Origin of the sequence: Microbacterium yannicii PS01 (assembly GCF_000304335.1) — a bacterium.
Classification (GTDB): domain Bacteria; phylum Actinomycetota; class Actinomycetes; order Actinomycetales; family Microbacteriaceae; genus Microbacterium; species Microbacterium yannicii_A.
This window is the reverse complement of record NZ_CAJF01000036.1, coordinates 1-15,853: the sequence shown is the minus strand read 5'-3', so window position 1 is coordinate 15,853 and position 15,853 is coordinate 1. Positions and strand designations below refer to the sequence as shown.

Below are 15,853 nucleotides of genomic sequence, written 5' to 3'. Positions count from 1 at the left end.
GCACCTAGGCTCTCGCCATGCCCGCCTCCGCCCAGCACCGCGCCCACTTCGACTTCGACATCCGCTTCGGCAACGGTGGAGCGCTGTCGGGAACCGGGTTCCGGCTCGACCTGCCGTCGGCCGACGTGTCCGAAAAGGAGATCGCCCGTCTCCTCATTCAGCACCTCGGGCTCGCTCTGGTCTCGGATGTCGAGCTGCGGGGTCTGCGCATCGTCGAGGAGCCGCACCGCGGCAGCCGCGGGGTCGACATCGGATCGGATGCCGCCGCCACGGGCGCCGGCCGGATCGTCGATCTCAGCCACCCCATCCGCGCCGGTCTGGTGACGTACCCCGGTCTTCCCGCGCCGACGATCACGCCGCACCTCACGCGCGAGGACTCCCGCAGCCGGTATGCGCCGGGCACCGAGTTCGCGATGGACGTCATCACGATGATCGGCAACACGGGGACCTACCTCGACAGCCCGTTCCACCGCTACGCCGAGGGCAGCGACCTCGCCGGCCTCGACCTGTCGTCGCTGGTCGGGCTGCGCGCGGAGGTGTTTCACCTCGCAGATTCATGGGATGCCGAGAGCCGCGGCATCCGTCCGGAGATGCTCGCCGATCGCGACGTGCGAGGCGCCGCCGTGCTGCTGCACACCGGGTGGGATCGCTGGTTCGGGCGCCCCGAGTACGGCAGCGGCGCCTCGTTCCTCACCGGGGAGGGCGCGCAGTGGCTGATCGACGCCGGCGCGGTGCTCGTCGGGATCGACTCTCTCAACATCGACGACACCGAATCGGGCGGCGAGCGCCCCGCGCACTCGCTGCTGCTGGGAGCGGGCGTCCACGTCGTCGAGCACCTGACGAACCTCGGCGAGCTGCCGCCCCGCGGTGCGCGCTTCACCGCGGCGCCGCCCGCGGTCGAGGGCTTCGGCACCTTTCCCGTGCGCGCCTTCGGCGAGATCGCGGGCTGACTCCCGCTCGCGGGCGCTCGACAGGTCAACCAGGCTTCTCCCGGAGACTTCGAGCCTGGTGCGTCCTGTGGAGGCCGCATTCTCCTGTCGAAGAATCGACAGTGACGTATCAGAGCCGCCGCGGCCCGCTCCTTCCCCGTGAACGAGGAGGAGAGCGATGCACGAGCACATCGAGAAGCTGATCGCAGTACTGAGCGGCGCGAGGCGTGAGGGCGCCAGGATTCCGCGCCGGCGCCGCCCGCGCCACGCTCGGTCGACGTACGTCGCCGCGCGGCGCGAGCCCGGCATGCAGTTCGCCCACTGAGCCGCACCGCGCACTGAGCCTGAGCAACGGGCTGCGGGCCAGCCGCAGGGTCTCGCCCGAAACAGGTGTTCCGGCGGAGGCAGGTCGGCGCCGTCAGTATCGGCCTGTTCTCGCCAGAGCAGCTGCTCCGCGCAACGAGCCCGGGCCGCTCTGCGACGAGCCGCGGCCCGGTGCCACGGCGGTCCCGGCGTACGCTGAGCGCATGCCCATCGCCCGGCCCGCGGCATCCGTCGCCCTCGAAGGATTCGAGCTGCGAGTGCTGCACCTGCCGCTCGTCTCGCCGTTCACGACCTCGTTCGGAACCGAGACGGCGCGTGAGGTCATCGTCGTGCGGGCGCTCACGTCCGATGGCGAGGGCTGGGGCGAGATCGTCACGCAGGCCGACCCGCTCTACTCGAGCGAGTACACGCAGGGAGCGTGGGACGTGGCCCTGCGGTTCCTGGCGCCGGCGCTGCTCGACAGCGCCGGTACGGGGCTCGCGCCCGAAGACGTCGCCCGGGTGCTCGAGCCGTTCAAGGGCCATCGCATGGCGAAGGCCGGGCTCGAGCTCGCAGCGCTCGACGCCGCGCTCCGCGCCGAGGGACGCCCGCTCGGCGAGTACCTGGGCGCAGTCCGCGACCGCGTGCCGAGCGGCGTGTCGGTCGGCATCCAGCGGGATCCCGCCGCGCTCGCCGAGGCGGTCGGCGGCTACCTCGACGAGGGCTACGTCCGCATCAAGATCAAGATCAAGCCGGGGCGCGACGTCGCCGACACCGCCGCCGTCCGCGACGCGTTCGGCTCGATCCCGCTGCAGGTCGACGCCAACTCCGCGTACACGCTGGCGGATGCCGCGACCCTGGCCGAACTGGATCGCTTCGACCTGCTTCTGATCGAGCAGCCGCTGCAAGAGGACGACCTCGTCGACCACGCCCAGCTCGCGCGCCGGCTGCGAACGCCGGTGTGCCTGGACGAGTCGATCGTGTCGGACAAGGCCGCGGCCGATGCGCTCGCGCTGGGCTCGGCATCGGTCATCAACATCAAGGCCGGGCGCATCGGCGGCTACCTCGAGGCGGTGCGCATCCACGACCGCTGCCGCGACGCCGGGGTGCCGGTGTGGTGCGGCGGCATGCTCGAGACGGGCATCGGACGCGCCGCGAACGCGGCCCTCGCGGCGCTTCCCGGCTTCACCTTGCCCGGTGACGTATCGGCATCGAGCCGCTTCTATGCGCGCGACATCGTCACCGAGCCCGCCGTGCTCGAAGACGGCCACGTGCGCGTGCCAACCGGCCCGGGCCTCGGGGTCGAGATCGACCCGGTGGCGCTCGACGACTTCACCGTCGCCCGCGAGACGGTCACGCGGTAGGGCCTCGAGGCTGGAATCATGCGCGCGATCCGTTCCCGACTCCGGACGATGGTGCGGACGTCGCGATACGCCACGGAGCCGGGGCGTCGTGGTGCGTCGATCCCGAAGAGAGAACCTCCCGGGCGTTCGCAATTCAGTCCGGACGAGAGGCGGATGCCGCGACACGCCGCGCGAGCCGGCAGTAACCGTCCGTCCATCCTGAGTACCGAACACCTCGGGTGGGCGAAGATGCGGGGCACGGCAATGACCGCGCTGGCCGCCGCCGCAATGGTCGCGTTGTCGGCGTGCGGGGCCGCAGGCACATCTGACACCGCCCCGTCTCCCACACAGACCCTTCCGGCCGGGGTCACCGTCGAGGTGGTGCAGCTGCGCGCCGACGTCGCGCCGCGCCAGGCGCAGGTGCACGTGACGAACGCATCGGACGACGCCCTGGCGATCGCCGACGTGCGCCTCGAGGACGCGAGGTTCGACGGGCCGGCGACGCGGGTCGTCGCCGGCCGCACGAGCACCATCCCCGCCGGGCGCAGCGTCGACGTGCGGGTGCAGCTGCCGCCGGTCGATTGCTCGGCGGCCGGCGAAGGGCAGCCCGACGTCGTGCTCGAGATCATCTCGGCCTCGGAGAGCGCGGAGGTGACGGCACCCGCTGCCGATCCGCTGGGCTTTCTGGCGCCGCTTCACGAGCGCGAGTGCCGTGCGGAGCGATTGGCGGATGCCGCAGCCCTCGCGTTCACCGGATTCCGCGAGTCCGCGCCGGGCGAGCCGGCGACACTCGAGCTCACGGTGACCCCGACCGGGGAGGCCGACGCGACGATCACCGCCGTGCAGACCACGAACCTGCTGGACTTCGGCGCCGATACCGTCGACGGCGCGTATCCGCTCGATCTCGCCGTGACGTCGGGCGGCACCGAGTCGGCGCTGGTCGCACTGCCGCTCGTGCCGTTCCGGTGCGACCCGCACGCGGTGCAGGAGGACAAGCGCGGCACCATCTTCGACGTGCGCGTCGTCGTCGAGGGCGAACCGGGCGAGATCGAGCTGTTCGTCGGCGACGAGCTGCGCGGTCGGATCCTCTCGTGGGTCGCGGCCTGGTGCGGCTTCGGCGACTGACGTACACCGCACCCACACCGGCATCGGCGGGAGATCTAGGCTGGCGGCATGGCTCAGACCAGCTCTGGGGGCAGCGTCGCCCCGCAGGATCCTGCCGCTGCCGCGCGGGGGGTCTCGCGCCGGACGCAGTCCGAGATCTATCGCGCCGGCATCAGCGGCACCCGCCCCCGCGTGCCGGTCGACGCCGACGCGCTCGAGGCGGCTGCGCGCAAGGCGTTGAGCGCCGAGGCGTTCGCGTACATCGCCGGGGGAGCGGGAGCAGAGCGCACGGTCGCCGCCAACCGCGCGGCTTTCGGCCGGTGGCAGGTCTGGCCCCGCCCGCTGCGGGACGTGTCGGCACGCGACCTCTCGATCGACTTCCTCGGCGCCCGCCGGCCGACGCCCCTGCTGCTCGCACCGCTCGGGGTCATGGAGCTGGCGCGCGCGGGTGCCGACGTGGCGGTCGCCCGTGCCGCGGCATCCCTGGGGGTGCCGTACACGCTGTCGAACCAGGCGTCCACTCCCATGGAAGAGGTCGCACGCGATGCCGGGCGGACTCCGCGCCTGTTCCAGCTCTACTGGTCGGCGTCGGATGAGCTCAATGCGTCGCTGCTGCGGCGGGCCGAGGCATCCGGATGCGAGGCGATCGTCGTCACGCTCGACACGCACCTCCTCGGCTGGCGCACGCGCGACCTGGATCTGGCGTATCTGCCCTTCACGCGCGGTCTCGGGATCGCGCAGTACACGAGCGACCCGGTCTTCCAGCAGCTCGTGCGCGAGCGGGTGCGCGCTTCGACAGGCTCAGCGACCGGGTCCGCGCGGTCGGCGACCGGGTCCGAGCGCTCAGCGACCGGGTCCGAGCGCTCAGCGACCGGGTCCGCGCGCTCGGCGGCCGGAGGGGACGAGAACTCGGCGAGCGCAGTGCCGGCCGCGGAGGCTCCGGTCAGGCTCACCGCGAAGACCATCGCGGCCGGCGTGCAGATCGCGCGCAGAGGCGCCGCGGTCACCGGGTCGCGAAGTGTCCGCGACAACCTGCGCTCGCCGCTGCCGAGGGCCGCGGTCGAGACCTTCCTCGACGTCTTCTCGACGCCCGCCCTCACCTGGGACGACCTCGCGAAGGCGCGGCAATGGACCTCGCTGCCCATCCTGCTCAAGGGCATCGTGCACCCGGATGACGCCATCCGCGCGCTCGACGCCGGCATAGACGGGATCTGGATCTCGAACCACGGCGGCCGCCAGATCGACCAGTCCGTCCCGACGCTCGACGTGCTGCCCACCATCGCCGACCGGGTCGCGGGACGCGTGCCCATCGTGTTCGACTCGGGCGTGCGTCAGGGTTCCGACGTGTTCATCGCTCTGGCGCTGGGCGCCACCGCCGTCGCACTCGGACGCCCGTACGCGTACGGGCTGGGCATCGCAGGCGAGGAGGGGGTCCGCGAGGTCGTGCGCAACGTCCTCGCCGAGCTCGACATCACCGTCGGGCTGTCGGGGCACACCTCTCTCGCCGAGGTCGGACGCGAGGCGCTGCGCCAGGTGTGAGAGCGACGGGCAGGCATCCAGGAAAGGGAGAGCAATCATGGCCGACTATCCGGACATCGCTGACCACGGGCTGATCGGCGACCTGCAGACCGCGGCGCTGGTCGACACGCACGGGACGATCGACTGGTTCTGCGCGCCGCGCTTCGACTCGCCGAGCGTCTTCGGCTCCCTCCTCGACGCCGAGCGCGGCGGCTTCTGCCGTGTGCGTCCCGAGACCGACGATTACGTGACCCGTCAGCTCTACCTGCCCGACACCGCCATCCTCCTCACCCGGTTCATGACCGACGAGGGCGTCGGCGAGGTCCTGGATTTCATGCCGATCGCGGGCGACGAGCCGACCGGCCGGCACCGGATCGCGCGGGTCATCCGCGTCGTGCGCGGTTCGATGACCTTCGTCGGCGAGATCCGCCCGTCGTTCGAGTACGGCACGGTCGAGCACGCCGACATCACCCCGGCCCTCGGCGACGGCGTCGTCTTCTCCGGTGGCGGTCAGACCCTGACCGTCCATCGCGTCGGCGACATCGTCCGGCATGGCGAGGAGCAGGCGGGAACGATCGAACTGGTCGACGGCGGGCTGCGCGTCCGAGGCGCGCTCAGGGCGGGCGAGAGCACCGGCGTGCTCTTCGAGACCGGTGGTGCAGCGCCCGCTCGCGTCTCGGTGGACGAGCTCGAGGCGATGCTGCTCGAGACCCAGCGCTTCTGGCGCGAGTGGGTCGGACGGTCGACGTACCGCGGCCGCTGGCGCGAGATGGTCCACCGCTCCGCGATCACCCTCAAGCTGCTCACGTATGCGCCGTCGGGCGCGCTCGTCGCCGCCCCCACCGCCGGTCTGCCGGAGGAGGTGGGAGGTGAGCGCAATTGGGACTATCGCTACACCTGGATCCGCGACGCCTCGTTCTCGGTGCAGGCGCTCCTGGGCCTGGGCTACCGCGACGAGGCCGGAGCGTTCGTCCAATGGCTCACCGACCGCGTGCAAGAGAGCGCGGGCGACGAGTCGGGGCCGCTGAAGATCATGTACCGCGTCGACGGCTCGTCCGACCTCAGCGAGGCGACGCTGCCGGGATGGAGCGGCTACCGCGACTCGGCGCCCGTGCGCATCGGCAACGGCGCGTCCGACCAGCTGCAGCTCGACATCTACGGCGAGGCCATGGACTCGATCCGCGTGGCTGTCGATCACGGCTTCCAGTTGAGTCACGACGGATGGACGCAGGTCAGCCGCATGCTCGACTGGGTCTGCGGCAACTGGGACCGCCCCGAAGAAGGCGTGTGGGAGACCCGCGGCGGCCAGCAGAAGTTCACCTTCGGTCGCTTCATGTGCTGGGTGGCCTTGGATCGCGGCATCCGCATCGCCGAATCCGACGGCAGACCCGCCGACATCACCCGGTGGCGCCGGGAACGCGACGAGGTCTATCGCGCCCTGATGACCACGTCGTGGGATGCCGATCGGGGGGCGTTCGTCCAGCACGAGGGCAGTGATGTGCTGGATGCCGCGAACCTGATCATGCCGGTGATGGGTGTGATCTCGCCGCGTGACCCGATGTGGCTCTCGACGCTCAACGCGATGGAGCAGGAGCTCGTCTCGGACAGCCTCGTGTATCGCTACAACCCTGCCGCGTCGCCCGACGGCCTGCGCGGCTCGGAGGGCACGTTCACGCTCTGCTCGTTCTGGTACGTCGACGCGCTCGCACGCACCGGGCGTTTGGAGGAGGCGCAGCTGACCTTCGAGAAGATGCTGACGTACGCCAACCATCTGGGCCTCTTCGCCGAAGAGATCGGGCTCACCGGAGAGCAGCTCGGCAACTTCCCGCAGGCGTTCAGTCACCTCTCCCTCATCAACGCGGCCGTGAACCTGGATCGGCTGCTCGATCACTAGAATCGACGGATGCCGCGATTCGCGGCATCCGCACCCTCGTGCACTCCCCACCCGACCATTGGAGCCACCGTGGCCGAGCAGTCCCGCCTCGACAAAGTCATCGCCCTCGCCCGTCATCGCGGGTTCGTGTTCCAAGCGGGTGAGATCTACGGCGGATCCCGGTCGGCGTGGGATTACGGCCCCCTCGGCACCGAGCTCAAGGAGAACATCCGCCGCCAGTGGTGGCAGACGTTCGTGCGCGGCCGCGGCGACATGGTCGGCCTCGACTCGTCGGTGATCCTGCCCAAGCGCGTGTGGGAGGCATCCGGCCACGTCGCCACCTTCACCGACCCGCTGGTCGAGTGCCTGCAATGCCACAAGCGCTTCCGCGCCGACAACCTCATCGAGGACTTCGAGGCGCGCAAGGGGCGCAAGGCCGAGAACGGCCTCGCCGACGTGCCGTGCCCGAACTGCGGGACGAAGGGCCAGTACACCGAGCCGAAGGCGTTCTCGGGACTCGTCAAGACCTACCTCGGCGTCGTCGACGACGAGTCGGGCCTGCACTACCTGCGACCCGAGACGGCGCAGGGCATCTTCGTGAACTTCTCCAACGTGCTCACCGCCTCGCGCAAGAAGCCGCCGTTCGGCATCGGCCAGGTCGGCAAGGCGTTCCGCAACGAGATCACGCCTGGCAACTTCATCTTCCGCACGCGCGAGTTCGAGCAGATGGAGATCGAGTACTTCACGCCGCCCGCCGAGGCGCAGGAGTGGTTCGAGCACTGGGTGGAGGAGTGCTGGAACTGGTTCATCGACCTGGGCATCGACGCGGCGAACATGCGCCGCTTCGACGTTCCCGAAGACGAGCGCGCGCACTACTCGGCCGGCACGATCGACGTCGAGTACCGCTTCGGCTTCGCGGGCAAGGAGTGGGGCGAGCTCATGGGTGTCGCCAACCGCACCGACTACGACCTGTCCAGCCACACCGAGGCGTCGGGCCAGTCGCTGTCGTACTTCGACCAGGCCTCGGGCGAGAAGTACATCCCCTACGTGATCGAGCCGTCGTTCGGCCTCACGCGCGCCATGATGGCGTTCCTCGTCGACGCATACCACGAGGAGGAGGCGCCGAACGCGAAGGGCGGCACCGACACCCGCACGGTGCTCAAGCTCGACCCGCGCCTGGCACCGGTCAAGGTGGCGATCCTGCCGCTGTCGCGCAACGAGCAGCTGTCGCCGATCGCCCGCGAGGTGGCGGAGGACCTCCGCGGCGAGTGGAACGTCGACTTCGACGACGCCGGCGCCATCGGCCGCCGCTACCGCCGCCAGGACGAGATCGGCACCCCGTTCTGCGTCACCGTCGACTTCGACTCCCTCGAGGACCGCGCCGTGACCGTGCGCGATCGCGACACCATGAGCCAGGAGCGGGTGCCGCTCGAGGGCCTGCACGCCTACCTCGCGGATCGCCTGAAGGGCGCGTAGCCGGGCTCCGTGCTCGCGCTGTTCCCTTCCCGTCTGTTTCTTCCTTCCTTCCCTTCCCTTCCCTTCTTTCTCCTCTCGTCTCTTCCCTTACCCACTCGCCAAGACACGCCGGGTCCGCGACGCGCGCTCGGCGTGTCTTGGCGAGTCGGGGCGCAGGTGAAAGCGCGGGTACGGCGGCGCGCCGCGATGGAACCAGCGCTTCCCGATGTCTCGGGCGGCGTCTAGGGTCGGAGGCGATCGCGAGAAGGGAACGACATGCCCGGCGAACCGCGCACCTATCCCACCGGCGTTCCGTGCTGGGTGGACGTCACCGCCACCGACCTGGACGAGGCCACGCGCTTCTACGGCGGGCTCTTCGGCTGGGAGTTCCACAACGCCATGCCGTCTGATGCGCCGGACGCGTATCTCATCGCGACGCTGGACGGACAGGATGCTGCCGCCATCGGACCCGCCGACGACGCCCGCTGGATGAGCTACATCGCCTGCGAAGACGCCGACGCGACGGCCGAGGCCGTCATCCGTGCGGGCGGCACGGTGATCGAGGCTCCGGAGGACGCCGGGCCGGGCGGGCGGATGGCCACGTGCGCCGACCCGCAGGGCGCCGTCTTCCGGCTTTGGCAGGCACGCCGCCGGCCCGGAGCGCAGATCGTCAACGTACCCGGCGCGTGGAACTTCAGCGACCTGCACGCGCCCGACCCCGCCGCCGCGCAGCGCTTCTACCGCGAGGTGTTCGGCTGGGTGGTGGAGGCCGACCTCGGCGCCGGGATGTTCCGCCTGCCCGGATACGGCGACCACCTGGCGGCGACGGTGGATCCCGGCATCCACGAGCGGCAGGCGTTCGCGCCGCCCGGGTTCGCCGACGTGGTCGCGGGTTTCACGCCGAGCGACGAGAACGCTCGCTGGTGGATCCGGTTCAGCGTCGATGACCGCGACGCGTCGGCTGCCGACGTCGAACGGCTCGGCGGGCGCGTGCTCTCGGCGACCGACACGGCCTGGACCCGGGAGGCATTCGTCGCCGACCCGGCCGGAGCACGATTCGTGCTGAGCCAATTCACCCCGCCTCCCGACGCCTCCTGACGCGAGAACGGCTCCCTGTCAACCCCGCCCGCCGTTCGGTGGGCGGTGACTACCGTCGTACCTATGTCCGAATCGAACGAGTCTCCCGAGGTGCTCGGCTCCACCGAGCAGACCGACAACCCCGCCGCCAAGGATCCCTCGGATTGGGTGACCGGCGACGAGCCGATGACCGCACCGCAGCAGAGCTATCTCGACACCCTCGCCCGTGAAGCGGGAGAGGAACTGCCCGCCGACCTGACCAAGGCCCAGGCCTCGGAGCACATCGAGCGTCTGCAGGACAAGACCGGCCGCGGCTCGCAGTAGTCCGCAGGCCCAGGCCTCGGCCCCGCCGTTTCCGCCGCAGCGACTCGCCAGAACACGCCGCTGCGAAGGCGCGTGCCCGGCGTGTCTTGGCGAGCGGGGCGTGTGCAAGTAGCCCGCAAAGAGTGGTCGGCGTCCGTGACTCATCAGAGTCACGGACGCCGATCGCTGCAGGGGGCGGGCTCTCAGTCCGCGCTGAGCGCTCCCGCCGCCTTCGTCGCTGCGTTCTTGGCGGCCGTCTTGGCGCCATCGGCATCGACCACCTCGACCCCCGCTGCCTTCATCGCGAAGGCCTGCATCAGGGTGTTGAGGTCGAGGCCGGTGAGGTTCTTGACGACCTCGGTGCCCTCGCCGAGCACCTTGCCGACGGTCTTGGTGAGCTCGGATGCGCCGTCGGTGGAGACGACGGTGAGCTTGTCGATCGACGCGATCGGCTCCGCGGCGGCGCGCACGATGTCGGGCAGGCGCGAGATGATCTCCTGCGCGAGCGCGGCCTCGCCGTACTTCTGCAGCGCGAGGGCCTTGGCGTCGGTGGACGCGGCCTCGGCTAGACCCTCGGCCTGGATCGCCGACGCGCGCGCGTCACCCTCGGCTCGGATACCGGCGGCAAGGGCCACCTGCTTGTCGCGCTCCGCCTCACCCGAGACCCGGACGGCGGTGGCGGATGCCTCGGCGTCCTGCACCGCGGCGACCTTGTTGGCCTCTGCGATCTTGGTGCGCTTGTACGCGTCGGCCTCGGTCGCGGCGTTGGCGGCGTCGCGGAGCGCGGTGGCGCGCTGCACCTCGGCGTACGCCTCGGCTTCGGCGGGCTTGCGGATCTCGATGTCGAGGCGCTCCTGGGTCACGAGCGCCTGCTCGGTGAGGGCGTCGCGCTCCTGGATGGCGACGAGCTTGTCCTGCTCGGCCTTCGCGAGCATGCCCGACGCCTCGGCCTCGGCATTGGCGCGGTCGGTGTCGGCCTTGATCGTCGCCTGGCGCAGGCTCAGCGCCTTCTGCCGCTCTGCGATCTGCTCGGCGGCCTCGATGCGGGCGAACTCGCTGGCACGGGATGCCTCCGCCTCGCTGATCTCGGCCACCTGCCGCGCACGCGCGGCCTCGGCGCGGCCGAGGTTGGCGAGATAGTCGCTGCCCGGGGTCGAGATGTCGCTGATGTTGAGGAGGTCGACCTGCAGGCCCTGTTCGACGAGGTCGGTCTTCGTCTCGGCGACCACGCGGTCCGAGAGGCCCTTGCGGTCGGAGATGATCTGCTCGATCGTCATGTCGCCGATGATCGAGCGCAGCGAGCCTTCGAGCGACTCCTTGATGATCTCGGTGAGCGCGCCCTGCTGCGAGAGGAAGCGCTGAGCGGCGCGTCGCACGCCCTCCTCGGTGCCCGACACCTTGAAGTTGATGGACGCCTTGATGGCGATCTTGATGCGGTTCTTGTCGACACCCTCGACGGTGATCCCGATCTGACGCTGCTCGAGCGAGATCGAGAAGCCCTGCTGCAGGATCGGCCAGACGAACGTGCGCCCGCCGATGACCACGCGCTGACCGGTGCCGGCCTCACCCGGAGCGGGCCGTCCGGCGCCGCGCCCGACGATCACCAGCGCCTCGTTGGGCGGCACGCGACGGATGCGACGTGCGATGAACGTGATGAGTCCGAGAACCGCGACGATGAGTGCGACGACGGCGATGACCTGGATGAGGCCCGGATCGAGCATGGTCGACCTTCCTGTGTGGTGCCGCGACCGGGTCCCCCGACCCGCGCGACGGGGATTCGGGGCTAGTCCGCGACGACTTTGACGCGGGTGCCGGAGTGCTCGATGACGCGGACGCGCACGCCCTCCGGGATGCGCTCGTCGGAGTAGGCGAGGCGCCGCTCGATCTCGCCGGGACCGTCGAGGCTGACCTCGCCGCCCGCAGGTGAGATGTCGGAGCGCGAGACTCCCGACAGGCCGAGGGCCGAGAGCGGGACGCCGTCGGAGGAACGGGTCAGCCGCTTCACGAAGAACACCGCGATCAGGTAGGCCATCACCGCGAGCACTGCGGCGAGCACGTACGCCCATACCGTGTCGAGATTGCTCGTGTAGGTCAGCACGCCCGAGGCGCCGAACACGACCGCCGCCACGCCCAGCGCCGTGCCCGACAGAGCGCCGTCGCCGATCTCGAAGTGGTCGAAGATGTCACCCACGATGAGCGAGATGAGCAGGACGGCGAGGCCGACTCCACCGACGATGAGGAAGGGCAGCATCTGGACTCCACGGCGAGGGGCGGGTGTGCCCCCACCCTACCGATGGGCGGCCGTCGTGCACCCGGCCTGTGGAGAATTCGGGCATCGCGCCGGGTTGTCAACCCGCTGGACCCGCAGCCCGACGGTGGGAAGGGTCGAGTGTGAAGGGAGTCAGACATGACCAATCAGCCGCACGCACATCACTCCGACGACGCCGAGGCCGACAGCGCCCCTCCGACCGATGCGGTGACGGACGAAGTGCGCGAAGACGCCGCGCGCGCCGAGGACGAGCGCGAGGCGGCGTCGGATCGGCCGGCGCAGACCCACCCGTGACGGTGGCCGGGCGACCGTCGACGATCAGTCGGTGACGGTGAACTCGACGTTCTCGATGTCGCCGGCCAGCACGCGCCGGTAGTCCTCGGCGACGATCCGGCGGAGCACGTCGGCGTCGACCGCCTCGAGGTCCTTGATATACAGGCATCCCGCGCCGGTCTCGTGCGGGCCCAGCTCCGCCAGCTGCGAGCTGTGCTCCGCCGTGTCGAGCAGATACACGGTCGTGGCCTGCTTGCGGGGCGCGAACCCGGCGATCGGGACGTCGCCTTCGGTGCCGGTCGGGTAGCGGTAGTGGCAGGATCCGAATCCGACGATGGTGCCCCACAGCTCCGGCTCGCGGCCGGTGACCTCCGACATGAGCGCGATCATGGTCTCGGCGTCGCGCTGGCGCTTGGCCGGCGTCACGCCCGCCACGAACGCCGCGACGCTGCCTCCGGTCTTCTTCATCAGGCGTCCCCGTTCTTCGCTGCGGCCTTGACCGCCCGCTTGTGCTCACGCACGCGGGTGAGCGATTCGGGCGAGACGATGTCGGCCACGCTCCGGTGCGACCCGTCCTCGCCGTAGGGGGCGGATGCCTCGCGCCAGCCGTCGCCCGTGAATCCATACTGCTTGCCCAGCAGGGCCAGGAAGATCTTCGCCTTCTGCTCTCCGAAGCCGGGCAGCTGTTTCAGCCGCTTCAGCACCTCCGGCCCGGAGGGGGAGTCCCGCTGCCAGAGCTCGGCGGCGTTCCCGCCCCACTGCTGCTCGATCGCCGCGCACAGCGCCTGCACGCGTGCCGCCATCGAGCCCGGGAAGCGGTGCACCGCGGGCGTCGCCTTGAACAGCTCCCCGAATGCCTCTGCGTCGAATGAGGCGAGGGCCGAGGCATCCAGCGTCCCTGCGCGCTCGGCGATCTTGAGCGGGCCGGCGAACGCCGTCTCCATCGCGACCTGCTGGTCCAGCAGCATCCCGATGAGGAGGGCGAGCGGGTCGTCGGTCAGCAGCTGGTCGGCGGCATCGTCGCCCGTGATGTGGAGCGTCATGGCCTCAGTCTCCCACCGCCGTCGCGGTGCCGCGAAGAGTGTCGGATAAGTTGGGCGAGACGACGCCAGCGCCAGACGGAACCGCGGAGGACCGAGCCCATGCCCGATCGCCGCGCGCTGTCGCCGGCCCGCCTGCTCGCAGTGCGAGCCCGCGCCCGCACCGGACTTCTGGCGAGTGCCGCGGCGACGGTCGCGGTCGCCGTCGCCACGGTGTGCCTGGTCCTGGCGTGGCTGGAGCGCGCCGTCGCGGTCGCGGGCGATCCGCCGCCGCCCGGTGTGCCGGCCGAGGAGGTCGACGCCCAGGTCGCGGCGGGCGCGGAGGCGCTCGCGTCGGCGTCGCCCGCGCTGGTGCTGCTCGTGGCGCTGATCGCCGGCACCGCGGTCGCCCAGCTGGCCGGCCTCGTCGCGGCGGCTCGCGAGCACGAGACGGCGACCGTCCGGGCGCGCGGGTTCTCTCGCGCTCAGGCATGGGTGACCGATGCCGTCGAAGCTGTCGCCGTGTCGATCGTCGGCACCGCGGCCGGTGTCGTGCTCGCACTCGGCCTGTCCGGGCTCGTGGGGGCTGCGGCATCCGACGTGCTCGATCAGTGGCCGTGGGCGCTGGCGACCGGGCTGCTCCTCGCCGCCGTCTTCGCCGTGGCGCTGCGGCGTGGCGAGCGCCGGCGGTCGTCGATCCGCGGTGCCCGCGCGACGGCAGCGGCGCTCGTCGTCATCGTCCTGCTGGCGTCGGCTCTCGTGATCTGGCAGTTGCCGCTCGCACGCGGGAGCGGCTTCGATCCGATCGTCGCCCTCGCGCCCGCGGTCGTGTTGATGGCCGGCGCCATCGTCGCGCTGGCGGTCTTCGGGGCGGCGGCAGTCGCGTGGGCGTCGCCCGCCGCAGCGGCGCGCGGGCTCGAGCCGGCGTATCCCGCGCGGCAGGTGGCGCGGCGCATCCCGATCTACGCCGTGGCGGTGCTGCTGGTGGCGCTCACGGTCGCGCAGGCCGTCTTCACCTCGGCATACGGCGCCACCTGGACGGCGATGGTGACGGACTCGGCCGCCGTCCGCACCGGCGCCGACCTGCGAGTCGACACGGCACCGCAGACCGTGGACCCGGGTGACGTCGCCGCCGCGGTCGCGGTCGAGGGGACGGATGCCGCGGCCCCCGCCCTCGTCACACCGGTCGAGATCGGCTCGATCGACGCCCAGCTCGTGGCGGTTCCTGCCGGCATGATCGCACCCGTCGTCACCGCTGCCGGCGGACTGATCGACAAGACGGCGCTCGAAGACGCCGCGACGCCGAGTGGCGACGTGGTGGCGTCGGAGCCGATTCCGCTGGGCGACGCCGTCACCGGCCTGCGCGTGGCCGTCGACCTCGAAGCAGGCAGCGGCCGCATCGGCGCGGTGACACTGCTGGCGCTGCTGATCGACGATCTCGGCACGCCGGTCGCCGTCATCCTCGATGGCGAGATCCAGGACAGCGGTCAAGGCGATGCGGCGACGCTCGTGGGCGAGGCGGAGCTGCCCGAGGGGACCGCGCCGTGGCGGCTGCTCGCCATCGCGGCGGGAACCCGACCGAGCATCGCGAGCGCCGAGCTCACCGTCACGATCACCCAGGTCGAGGCCGTCGGCGAGGGACCGCTCGACGCGCGCGGCGCGGCGACCCTCCAGGGCGGCAACAGCGACGCCGTCCTCTGGCTGGGCGACGGCGGCGTTCTCGCCGATGCAGCCGCGGCGGACGAGCCCGCCGTCCCGCCCGTGGCAGCGGTCCTCTCGTCGGCGCTCGCGACGCGGCTCGGCGTCGGCGTCGGCGACCCGCTCGAGTTCCGCTACGCCGGCACGGGGCGCGAGGGGGCGGCGATCGTGTCGTCGGTCGTGGATGCCGTGCCCGGCGCGGCCTCGAGCCTCGCCCTGTTCGTGCCGATGGAGACGCTGACGACCTCGCAGCTGCAGCGCGGCACCTCGATCGTGCCGCCCGGATCGGTGTGGGCGTCGGGCGCGGCCTCGGCCGACGACGCGCTGAGCGCGGCGCTGGGCGACCGCCCTGTCCAGACCGCTGCTCCCGGAGTGACCGCGGAGGTCGTCGGCGCGCTCGTGCCGGGGTGGTGGATCGCGACGGCCGGATCGGCGGTGCTGTCGCTGATCGCCGCGTTCGCGATCATGCAGACCCTCGCGATCGCCCGCCGCCGCGAGCTCGGCGTGCTCCGCGCCCTGGGCGTGGCGTCGCGACGCCAGGCGCTCGTGCGCGCCGCCGAGCTCGGCGGCGTCTTCGGCGCGGCCATCGTGCTCGGCGCCGCAGCGGGTGCGCTCGTGTCGTGGCTGATCGTCCCCGAGCTTGTGAGGGCCGTGACCCCCGGCATCCTGTCGCTCGCCGGAAGCCTGTC

Annotated in this window: 15 protein-coding genes; 11 read left to right on the top strand and 4 right to left on the bottom strand. The window is 71.3% G+C overall.

Annotation, left to right across the window (positions count from 1 at the left end):
- The first annotated feature begins 17 nt into the window (after positions 1-17).
- The 9 genes from WYM_RS16480 (at position 18) to WYM_RS16435 (ending at position 9,926) form a co-directional block, all read left to right on the top strand.
- On the top strand, positions 18-950 hold the full coding sequence (locus tag WYM_RS16480) for a cyclase family protein (RefSeq protein WP_019181947.1): 933 nt from the start codon (positions 18-20) through the stop codon (positions 948-950).
- 157 nt (positions 951-1,107) lie between these two features.
- A complete protein-coding gene (locus tag WYM_RS21850) occupies positions 1,108-1,254 on the top strand; it encodes a hypothetical protein (RefSeq protein ID WP_019181946.1) in 147 nt (48 codons plus the stop codon).
- Between the two features lie 202 nt (positions 1,255-1,456).
- Complete coding sequence (gene menC / locus WYM_RS16470; RefSeq protein WP_019181945.1) at positions 1,457-2,596, top strand: o-succinylbenzoate synthase; 1,140 nt, start codon at positions 1,457-1,459, stop codon at positions 2,594-2,596.
- A gap of 243 nt (positions 2,597-2,839) precedes the next feature.
- Positions 2,840-3,700, top strand: a complete 861-nt coding sequence (locus WYM_RS16465; RefSeq protein WP_019181944.1) for a hypothetical protein — start codon at positions 2,840-2,842, stop codon at positions 3,698-3,700.
- 48 nt (positions 3,701-3,748) lie between these two features.
- Positions 3,749-5,218 carry an alpha-hydroxy-acid oxidizing protein gene (locus WYM_RS21240; RefSeq protein ID WP_019181943.1) on the top strand — a complete coding sequence of 490 codons (1,470 nt, stop codon included), beginning with the start codon at positions 3,749-3,751 and terminating at the stop codon, positions 5,216-5,218.
- A 37-nt stretch (positions 5,219-5,255) separates the two neighbouring features.
- On the top strand, positions 5,256-7,091 hold the full coding sequence (locus WYM_RS16455) for a glycoside hydrolase family 15 protein (protein WP_019181942.1): 1,836 nt from the start codon (positions 5,256-5,258) through the stop codon (positions 7,089-7,091).
- A 69-nt stretch (positions 7,092-7,160) separates the two neighbouring features.
- Positions 7,161-8,546, top strand: coding sequence for a glycine--tRNA ligase (locus WYM_RS16450; protein ID WP_019181941.1), 1,386 nt, complete (start codon positions 7,161-7,163; stop codon positions 8,544-8,546).
- A gap of 255 nt (positions 8,547-8,801) precedes the next feature.
- A complete protein-coding gene (locus tag WYM_RS16440; RefSeq protein ID WP_019181940.1) occupies positions 8,802-9,623 on the top strand; it encodes a VOC family protein in 822 nt (273 codons plus the stop codon).
- 63 nt (positions 9,624-9,686) lie between these two features.
- Positions 9,687-9,926 carry a DUF3072 domain-containing protein gene (locus tag WYM_RS16435; RefSeq protein WP_019181939.1) on the top strand — a complete coding sequence of 80 codons (240 nt, stop codon included), beginning with the start codon at positions 9,687-9,689 and terminating at the stop codon, positions 9,924-9,926.
- A 182-nt stretch (positions 9,927-10,108) separates the two neighbouring features.
- Here the strand turns inward: WYM_RS16435 and WYM_RS16430 are convergent, their stop codons facing one another.
- Both WYM_RS16430 and WYM_RS16425 read right to left on the bottom strand, forming a co-directional pair.
- On the bottom strand, positions 10,109-11,626 hold the full coding sequence (locus WYM_RS16430) for a flotillin family protein (RefSeq protein WP_019181938.1): 1,518 nt from the start codon (positions 11,624-11,626) through the stop codon (positions 10,109-10,111).
- Between the two features lie 62 nt (positions 11,627-11,688).
- Positions 11,689-12,156 (bottom strand): NfeD family protein, encoded by a 468-nt coding sequence (locus WYM_RS16425; RefSeq protein ID WP_019181937.1) that lies wholly within the window; start codon positions 12,154-12,156, stop codon positions 11,689-11,691.
- Positions 12,157-12,312: 156 nt separating this feature from the next.
- On the opposite strand from WYM_RS16425, the gene WYM_RS22025 reads away from it, so the two are divergent.
- Positions 12,313-12,468, top strand: coding sequence for a hypothetical protein (locus WYM_RS22025; RefSeq protein WP_019181936.1), 156 nt, complete (start codon positions 12,313-12,315; stop codon positions 12,466-12,468).
- A 24-nt stretch (positions 12,469-12,492) separates the two neighbouring features.
- Here the strand turns inward: WYM_RS22025 and WYM_RS16415 are convergent, their stop codons facing one another.
- A complete protein-coding gene (locus WYM_RS16415) occupies positions 12,493-12,915 on the bottom strand; it encodes a DUF1801 domain-containing protein (RefSeq protein ID WP_019181935.1) in 423 nt (140 codons plus the stop codon).
- Positions 12,915-13,490, bottom strand: coding sequence for an HhH-GPD-type base excision DNA repair protein (locus WYM_RS16410; protein ID WP_019181934.1), 576 nt, complete (start codon positions 13,488-13,490; stop codon positions 12,915-12,917). The genes WYM_RS16415 and WYM_RS16410 overlap by 1 nt, the downstream gene beginning before the upstream one ends.
- A 99-nt stretch (positions 13,491-13,589) precedes the next feature.
- On the opposite strand from WYM_RS16410, the gene WYM_RS16405 reads away from it, so the two are divergent.
- Positions 13,590-15,853, top strand: a 2,264-nt coding sequence (locus tag WYM_RS16405; RefSeq protein WP_019181933.1) for an FtsX-like permease family protein, incomplete at its 3' end; no start/stop codon positions are given.

Bases quoted from the DNA above. Each gene is read 5' to 3' on its own strand.
- WYM_RS21240 (WP_019181943.1), top strand. From the start codon at position 3,749: ATGGCTCAGACCAGCTCTGGGGGCAGCGTCGCCCCGCAGGATCCTGCC.
- WYM_RS16410 (WP_019181934.1), bottom strand. From the start codon at position 13,490: ATGACGCTCCACATCACGGGCGACGATGCCGCCGACCAGCTGCTGACC.
- WYM_RS21850 (WP_019181946.1), top strand. From the start codon at position 1,108: ATGCACGAGCACATCGAGAAGCTGATCGCAGTACTGAGCGGCGCGAGG.
- WYM_RS16415 (WP_019181935.1), bottom strand. From the start codon at position 12,915: ATGAAGAAGACCGGAGGCAGCGTCGCGGCGTTCGTGGCGGGCGTGACG.
- menC (WP_019181945.1), top strand. From the start codon at position 1,457: ATGCCCATCGCCCGGCCCGCGGCATCCGTCGCCCTCGAAGGATTCGAG.
- WYM_RS16430 (WP_019181938.1), bottom strand. From the start codon at position 11,626: ATGCTCGATCCGGGCCTCATCCAGGTCATCGCCGTCGTCGCACTCATC.
- WYM_RS16455 (WP_019181942.1), top strand. From the start codon at position 5,256: ATGGCCGACTATCCGGACATCGCTGACCACGGGCTGATCGGCGACCTG.
- WYM_RS16465 (WP_019181944.1), top strand. From the start codon at position 2,840: ATGACCGCGCTGGCCGCCGCCGCAATGGTCGCGTTGTCGGCGTGCGGG.
- WYM_RS16425 (WP_019181937.1), bottom strand. From the start codon at position 12,156: ATGCTGCCCTTCCTCATCGTCGGTGGAGTCGGCCTCGCCGTCCTGCTC.
- WYM_RS16435 (WP_019181939.1), top strand. From the start codon at position 9,687: ATGTCCGAATCGAACGAGTCTCCCGAGGTGCTCGGCTCCACCGAGCAG.
- WYM_RS22025 (WP_019181936.1), top strand. From the start codon at position 12,313: ATGACCAATCAGCCGCACGCACATCACTCCGACGACGCCGAGGCCGAC.
- WYM_RS16480 (WP_019181947.1), top strand. From the start codon at position 18: ATGCCCGCCTCCGCCCAGCACCGCGCCCACTTCGACTTCGACATCCGC.
- WYM_RS16440 (WP_019181940.1), top strand. From the start codon at position 8,802: ATGCCCGGCGAACCGCGCACCTATCCCACCGGCGTTCCGTGCTGGGTG.